At 51.8% G+C, this 6835-nt stretch carries 7 protein-coding genes; 5 read left to right on the top strand and 2 right to left on the bottom strand.

The window, feature by feature from the left end:
• A partial coding sequence (locus tag H8S57_RS16505; RefSeq protein WP_186906075.1) for a transposase occupies positions 1-297 on the top strand: 297 nt, incomplete at its 5' end.
• Between the two features lie 228 nt (positions 298-525).
• Here the strand turns inward: H8S57_RS16505 and tsf are convergent.
• Both tsf and rpsB read right to left on the bottom strand, forming a co-directional pair.
• Entirely contained in the window at positions 526-1440 is a 915-nt protein-coding gene (gene tsf / locus H8S57_RS16500; RefSeq protein ID WP_186909058.1) for a translation elongation factor Ts, read from the bottom strand.
• A gap of 88 nt (positions 1441-1528) precedes the next feature.
• Positions 1529-2251: a 30S ribosomal protein S2 gene (rpsB, locus tag H8S57_RS16495; RefSeq protein ID WP_186909057.1), complete on the bottom strand. Its 723-nt coding sequence runs from the start codon at positions 2249-2251 to the stop codon at positions 1529-1531.
• 986 nt (positions 2252-3237) lie between these two features.
• Between rpsB and H8S57_RS16490 the strand changes: the two genes are divergently transcribed.
• The 4 genes from H8S57_RS16490 (at position 3238) to H8S57_RS16475 (ending at position 6648) form a co-directional block, all read left to right on the top strand.
• Positions 3238-3579: a cupin domain-containing protein gene (locus tag H8S57_RS16490; protein ID WP_186909056.1), complete on the top strand. Its 342-nt coding sequence runs from the start codon at positions 3238-3240 to the stop codon at positions 3577-3579.
• A 71-nt stretch (positions 3580-3650) separates the two neighbouring features.
• Complete coding sequence (locus tag H8S57_RS16485) at positions 3651-4724, top strand: TRAP transporter substrate-binding protein (protein WP_186909055.1); 1074 nt, start codon at positions 3651-3653, stop codon at positions 4722-4724.
• A gap of 131 nt (positions 4725-4855) precedes the next feature.
• Positions 4856-5362 (top strand): TRAP transporter small permease, encoded by a 507-nt coding sequence (locus tag H8S57_RS16480; protein ID WP_186909054.1) that lies wholly within the window; start codon positions 4856-4858, stop codon positions 5360-5362.
• Positions 5362-6648: a TRAP transporter large permease gene (locus tag H8S57_RS16475; protein ID WP_186909053.1), complete on the top strand. Its 1287-nt coding sequence runs from the start codon at positions 5362-5364 to the stop codon at positions 6646-6648. Before H8S57_RS16480 ends, H8S57_RS16475 begins: the two co-directional genes overlap by 1 nt.
• Positions 6649-6835 lie beyond the last annotated feature (187 nt).

Here is a 6835-nt window from a genome sequence, read left to right as displayed (position 1 = left end):
ATGAAACTGAAGGAGGCTGCCAGGAAGGTAGAGGATGGCATTGAGGAGACTCTTACCTACTGCGATTTTCCCAGCGAACACTGGACTCGCATCCGCACCAACAATGTCATTGAGAGGCTGAACCGGGAGATCCGCCGCCGCACCCGTGTGGTGGGTAGTTTCCCGGACGGTAACTCTGCTCTGATGCTGGTCTGTGCCCGGTTGCGCCATGTGGCCGGCACCCAGTGGGGCAACAAAAAGTACATGAATATGAAGCACCTGGAGGCTGCCGTTGAGGACGCCTCCATTGCTGGCTGACTTCATTCATTCCAGAGCCTGCAAACCAATTTGCGCAAAATCCTTGACACTACCCGGATTTTACTCTGTGCGGGCGAAATGAATCCGCCCGCATCCAAGCGTTTGCCCGCGGCAAACACTTGGCACGCGCCCGGAGGCGCGGCCCGCCTCACGGCGGGCGCAGGAGAACGCGGAGCATGGAAAAGTGCCGGACACGCCTGTGTCCGGCACTCGAAAGCCCTCTGCGATTTACTTGCCCAGCTGCTTGGCGATCTCCTCGGCGAAGTTCTCCTGCTTCTTCTCGATGCCCTCGCCCTTCTCGAAGCGGACCGCGTCCTTCAGCTTGATCGTGCCGCCCAGCTCCTTGGCGACCTTCGCGGCATACTGCTCCACGCTCATGGAGTTGTCCTTCACGAACTCCTGCTGGAGCAGGCAGTTCTCCTTATAGAACTTGCCCAGCTTGCCCTGCACGATGCCTTCCTTGACCTTCTCCGGCTTGGCGGCCATCTTGGGGTCGTTCTCCATCTGGACCAGCATGATCTTCTTCTCCTCGTCCAGAACATCCTGGCTCACCTGGCTCTTGTCCAGGAAGCGGGGGTTCAGGGCGGCGATCTGCATGGCCATGTCCTTGCCCACCTCGTTGACCTGCTCGGCGGAGAGGCTGGTCTCCAGGTTCACCAGCACGCCGATCTTGCCGCCGGCGTGGATATAGGGGACGGAAACGCCCTCGGTGAAAAACGCAAACCGGCGGACCTTGATGTTCTCGCCGATGACCAGGACCATCTCCTGCTGCTCCTCCTGGACGGTACGGCCATTCCCATAGGGAGCGGCCATCAGGGCGTCCAGATCGGCGGGCTTCTCCTTGGCCACGACGGCGGCCACGCCCTTAACGAAGTCCACGAACTTCTCGTTCTTGCCCACGAAGTCGGTCTCGGCGTTGACCTCGACCACCGCGCCCACGCCGTCGATGACGCCGGCGTAAGCCATGCCCTCGGCGGCGATGCGCCCGGCCTTCTTCTGAGAAGCGGCCAGGCCCTTCTCCCGCAGAAGCTCAACCGCCTTGTCCATATTGCCCTCGGCCTCGGTGAGGGCCTTTTTGCAGTCCATCATACCCACGCCGGTCATTTCGCGCAGGGTCTGTACGTCTTTCGCAGTGATTGCCATGATCACATACCTCCAAATTTCGTTCGTAGATAAAAGGAGCGCCCGCCCGCGCGGGCGGGCGCTTCCTGAATGCATACAAAATCCGTTGTTACTCAGCGGCGGGAGCGGCGGGCTCCGCGGCGGCGTCCTGGCCCTGCTTGCCCTCCTGGATGGCGTTGGCCATGACGGAGGAGATCAGCTTGATGGCGCGGATGGCGTCGTCGTTGCCGGGAATGACATAGTCGATCTCGTCGGGATCGCAGTTGGTGTCCACGATGGCCACGATGGGGATGTGCAGCTTGCGGGCCTCGTTAATGGCGTTGCGCTCCTTGCGGGGGTCCACCACGAACAGCGCGCCGGGGAGCTTCTTCATCTCCACCACGCCGCCCAGGTACTTCTCCAGCTTGGCGATCTCGCCCAGATGCTTGATGACTTCCTTCTTGGGCAGCATGTCGAAGGTGCCGTCCTCCTGCATCTTCTTGAGCTGGTTGAGACGGTCCACACGGCCGCGCATGGTCTTGAAGTTGGTGAGCATGCCGCCCAACCAGCGGGCGTTCACATAATACATGCCCACGCGCTCGGCCTCTTCCTTGATGGCCTCCTGCGCCTGCTTCTTGGTGCCGACAAACAGCAGGGACTGACCGGTCTCGCCCAGGGAACGGACGAAGTTATAGGCCTCTTCCAGCTTCTTGACGGTCTTCTGCAGGTCGATGATATAGATGCCGTTGCGCTCGGTGTAGATATAGGTGGCCATCTTGGGGTTCCAGCGGCGGGTCTGGTGGCCAAAGTGGACACCCGCCTCGAGAAGCTGCTTCATGGATACGACTGCCATAGGGATATTCCTCCTTTAATTGTTGATTCCTCCACCCGCATCTTCCGAAGCAGGCCGACCTCTGATCCCAGAGGCACCCGGCCCTCCGTCCGCGGGTGTGCGTAATCACATGCTGGAGTATTTTAGCACAGCATGCCCCTATTTGCAAGCTTTTTTTCATTTGGCCGGGCTTTTACTGCAGTTTATGGTCTTTCTCAAATACTCTGTCCTTTCCAATCTGATGCGCTGCCCATACAAACTATTTAATCGACAATTTTTTTGCACAATTTTTGTTTCTTTTTACAGTATCTTTAGGCTTTCTTTTTTATCTTATTGACCTATTATATAAAATATTAAAGAACTTTTTGGCGTTTTCTACAAAAATATGTATTTGTTACTTTGTTAGCACATACCACAAAGTTATTTGCTTACATATTTGTACGTATTGCCTGTCAGCTATTTCTTAATTAAACTATTGGCATAAAGCAATGTTAAGTTGATCAATTGGAAACTAGCTGCAACACATCCCAGCATATTAAAACTGCGTGTTTTTACTATAGCGGCACCATCATACATGCTTTATTTCATAAAGCATGATATCTATCTTTAAAGGTTATCATGGAAGGCGCGCCTTCCATGCCGTTGGACGTCCAACGGCAAAAATTTTGCCGCTACCTCAGAAAATATCCTTGGGTACAATTTTGAAAGCACCCTGCCTAGCAAATTACTTAAACGCCTAGCGTCAAATGTGCAAAGTATGACCACATACCATCACATAACACGAGATCACTTCATAATTGCAGAGGTTCCAATTAGGCCGTGGTTCCTAACCCGGTCTATGTCGAACGCATAGACAAACGGCCTGTTTAATCCCAATGTTTCTACATCGGCAAAGGGGTTATCCAGTAGAAAGGGAGGTGAAACGTGAGCTTACAAATACAAATATGGAGACAACTACAAGCAAGTGAAGGAGCCAAAAATCTTTTTACCAAAGGAGCGATTTCATTATGGTCAAGCGTACTGTTGCAGATTTGAAGCCTTATAACGCCCCTGGTCATTTCAACATGGTCGCCATGCGGATCCATGGCAAGGAAGAGACCGGAGCCGAGAAGTTCTGGATCGGCGTTTCCACCTTCCTGCCCGGCGGCGGAGCAGCGTGGGATGAGTCCAGCCCCCAGGAGAAGGTCTATTATGTACTTGAGGGTTCCATGACTGTTACCGACAAGAACAACGAGAAGCATATTGTTAATGCCGGAGAAGCTATTTCTTTCCGTCCCAACGAGGGACGCAGTCTCCTCAATGAGACCAATCTGCTTGCGCGGATGTTGGTTATCGGTAACTACACCTAAGATCGGATCTGTTTTACATTGTGCAACCTTTTAGGGATGAACTGAAATAATGAGTAAGGATGTGGATACTTATGAAAAAAGCTATTGCCCTGTTTCTGGCCCTCTCAATGGTCATTTCCCTCGCCGCCTGTAGCGGCGGTAGCCAAGGAACTTCCGGTAATACAACTCCCCCCACCAATAGCGGAGCCCCTAGTAATGACACCATTTCTCCTTCCGATGGTCCTACCTATCACTGGCAGGTTGGCAACGTCCTAGCTGCCGACCAGCCTTGGGATCTTGGCTTAGTGAAATTCGCTGAATTGCTAAATGAGTATTCCGGCGGCCGCATGGAGTTGACCGTTCAAAGCGGCGGCGTTCTAGGTTCCGAAATTGCGATGTTAGAGTCCGTTCAAATGGGGACTCTGGATTTTTCTATCTGTTCTACCCCCTCTATGTCGGGCTTTGTAGATAGTCAGAACTACTTTGATCTCCCCTATTTGTTCCAGTCCGTGGAGGATGCTTGGGCTATCATGGATGATTGGCTGGCTGCCGACCGTTGTGCCGCTCTGGAAGGCAGTGGTTTTAAGGGGCTCGGTTATTTTGAAAATGGCACCTACATGGTAGGCAGCAACGTCCGCATCGAGCATCCCGAAGATATGCAGGGTGTCCGTGTCCGCTCTCACTCCTCCAACTTGCAATCCGATTCTTTTGCTGCCATCGGGGCAATGCCCCTGTCCGTGGCTTGGGGCGACACCTATACCTCCCTGCAGCAACATACCATTGACGCCGTGTCCGGCACTACTTTGACGAATATGTATGGCGGTAAGTTCTACGAGCAGGTCAAATATATCACCATGACCAACCACCACTTTATCCCTTCCTTGGTGGTAATGAACGAAGATTTGTGGAATTCTCTGTCCTCCGAGGATCAGGAAATCGTTCAAAAAGCTTTTAACGAGGCCGTTGTATATCAGCGCGAGATTGCCTTTGAGTATGCTGAAACTTATAAAAACAATATTGTAGACTCTGGTGTGGAAATCATCGATGTAGACACAGCTGAGTGGGCCGAGGCTATGTCCTCCGTGTACGATAAGTATGTGGGGACTGTCGGCATTGATGCCGATATGATTACCCGTATTCAGGAGGCTGAGGCAGCTCTCCAGTAACTCTGGTTTTACTTTGCCTACAATTTGTTCAAATACCGCGCGGAGGATATGTGGCTAAGACTAGCCGCTGTCCTCCGCGCACTAAAATGCGCATAGCATAAATAAGCCGCGTGGGGGAGTTGAGTGTTGAAATGTCCGTCGTAAAAAAGATAGGAAAAGTAATTGGCGGAGTTGAAGAGTGGGTCGCCATGATATCTTTTATTGCCATGGTAGTAGTCACTATCGCCATTGTGTTGTGCCGCTATGTCTTCAAGATTGAGTTCATGCAGGGCGAGGAGATTGCGCGTTATCTGATGATTTGGTGCGGCTATAGCGGAGCAGCTTACTGCTTCCGTACCCACGGCCATGTGGGTGTCGTGGTTTTTTCCGAGATGCTACCCGCATCTTGGCATCCATGTATTAAAAAAATCCGTAATATCTTTACAGCAGTTATTGTTATTGGGGTGTTCTTTTTCGCCTGCATGTGTTTCAACAAATATCTCAGTAGCGCCCAATTGACCACTGCTACCCGGATTCCCATTGCGTTCATCTTTATCGTTATCCCCATTTCTATGGCTCTAAGTGTTATTCACACTATTACAGATGTAATTTGCGACTTTATGCCCAACCGTAAGGAGCCGAAGGAGGTCACGGAATAATGGAATGTGCCATTCTCTTTATTGTATTTGTTGTTCTGTTGGTTTTTGGTGTACCTATCGCCTTGTGCCTAGTCGCGGCTGGGGCCCTTGTCATCTTGGCCGGAGGCGATATCAGCCCCATCATCATCGGCCAGCGCATGTTCGGCTCTCTGGACAGCTTCACAATTATGGCCATTCCACTGTTTATGTTAGCAGGCAACCTAATGTCCTCCGGCGGTATCTCCCGCCGACTAGTCAATTTTTGTAACGCTATTCTGGGGTGGATGCCCGGCGGGCTGGGCGTAGTAGCTGTTTTCGCCTGCATGCTCTTTGGTGCCCTGTCCGGTTCCCCCACTGCTACCTGTGCCGCTATCGGAAGTATTATGGTTCCCTCCATGATTGAGGCAGGTTATAGTAAGCGCTTTTCCCTGGCGACCGTGGCAGTGGCCGGTATACTGGGTTGTATTATCCCCCCCTCCACCGTCATGGTATCCTACTCGTCCGTCAGCGACGCCTCTGTAGGCTCCATGTTCATGGGTGGCATTCTTCCCGGTATTTTAATGGGGCTCGCCATGGCGGTTATTCCGATTCAGTATGGCATCAAGCACCAAGCAGAAATACCCCGTATTAAATTCAGCCTGCGCAATCTGGGCAAGAGCACTGTGGATGCCATTGGCGCTCTTTTGATGCCCATCATTATTCTGGGCGGTATCTACGGCGGTATTTTTACTCCTACTGAGGCTGCCGGTGTGGCCTGTGCCTATGGTCTCATTGTAGGTATGTTTATCTACCGCGAGTTGCGGCTCAAGGAACTGAAGAACGTTTTGATGGGCGCCTCTTCCTCCACGGGCATGGTTCTATTTATTATGGCCTGTGCTGCTGTATTCGGGTTTGTTATGGCTCGCTACCAAATCACCAATGCGATTGCAGAGTTTATCATAAGCATCTGTCCCAACAAGTATATTTTCCTGCTGTTGGTCAATATCCTGCTCCTCATCGTAGGCTGTTTCATGGAGACCACCGCAGCTATCCTGATTCTAGCTCCTATTTTCGCTCCTATCCTAACCGCCTTTGGCATACATCCCGTCCATTTCGGCGTGGTGATGTGCATCAACCTAGCTATTGGTTGCGCCACTCCTCCCTTGGGCCTCAATTTGTTTGTGGCCGCCGGGCTCACTAAGGACAAGGTGGAGGTTGTAATCAGCAAGCATACAGTTCAGTACATTTTGCTCAGTATTGCCATTCTATTTCTTATTACTTACGTCCCCGATTTGGTTATGGCTATCCCCAACTCCATGATGGGCTAACCGACTAGCTCCCCGCTAATAACGCACCTGCGGCAACTTTGCTGCAGGTGCGTTTTTTTGCAGCCTACTAGAGTCTGTTTTAAAACCATCAAAGTAACCAAACGAGGATACAGGCAAGACAGACAACAGCGTGAAAATAGAGTGCTTTCTTCTCATACCTGGTGGCAAAACGGCGGTTGTTTTTCAG

It is taken from the genome of Lawsonibacter hominis (genome assembly GCF_014287895.1).
Taxonomy (GTDB): Bacteria; Bacillota; Clostridia; order Oscillospirales; family Oscillospiraceae; genus Lawsonibacter_A; species Lawsonibacter_A hominis.
This window is presented reverse-complemented; position numbering and strand designations above follow the sequence as displayed.

Bases quoted from the DNA above. Each gene is read 5' to 3' on its own strand.
- tsf (WP_186909058.1), bottom strand. From the start codon at position 1,440: ATGGCAATCACTGCGAAAGACGTACAGACCCTGCGCGAAATGACCGGC.
- rpsB (WP_186909057.1), bottom strand. From the start codon at position 2,251: ATGGCAGTCGTATCCATGAAGCAGCTTCTCGAGGCGGGTGTCCACTTT.
- H8S57_RS16490 (WP_186909056.1), top strand. From the start codon at position 3,238: ATGGTCAAGCGTACTGTTGCAGATTTGAAGCCTTATAACGCCCCTGGT.
- H8S57_RS16485 (WP_186909055.1), top strand. From the start codon at position 3,651: ATGAAAAAAGCTATTGCCCTGTTTCTGGCCCTCTCAATGGTCATTTCC.
- H8S57_RS16480 (WP_186909054.1), top strand. From the start codon at position 4,856: ATGTCCGTCGTAAAAAAGATAGGAAAAGTAATTGGCGGAGTTGAAGAG.
- H8S57_RS16475 (WP_186909053.1), top strand. From the start codon at position 5,362: ATGGAATGTGCCATTCTCTTTATTGTATTTGTTGTTCTGTTGGTTTTT.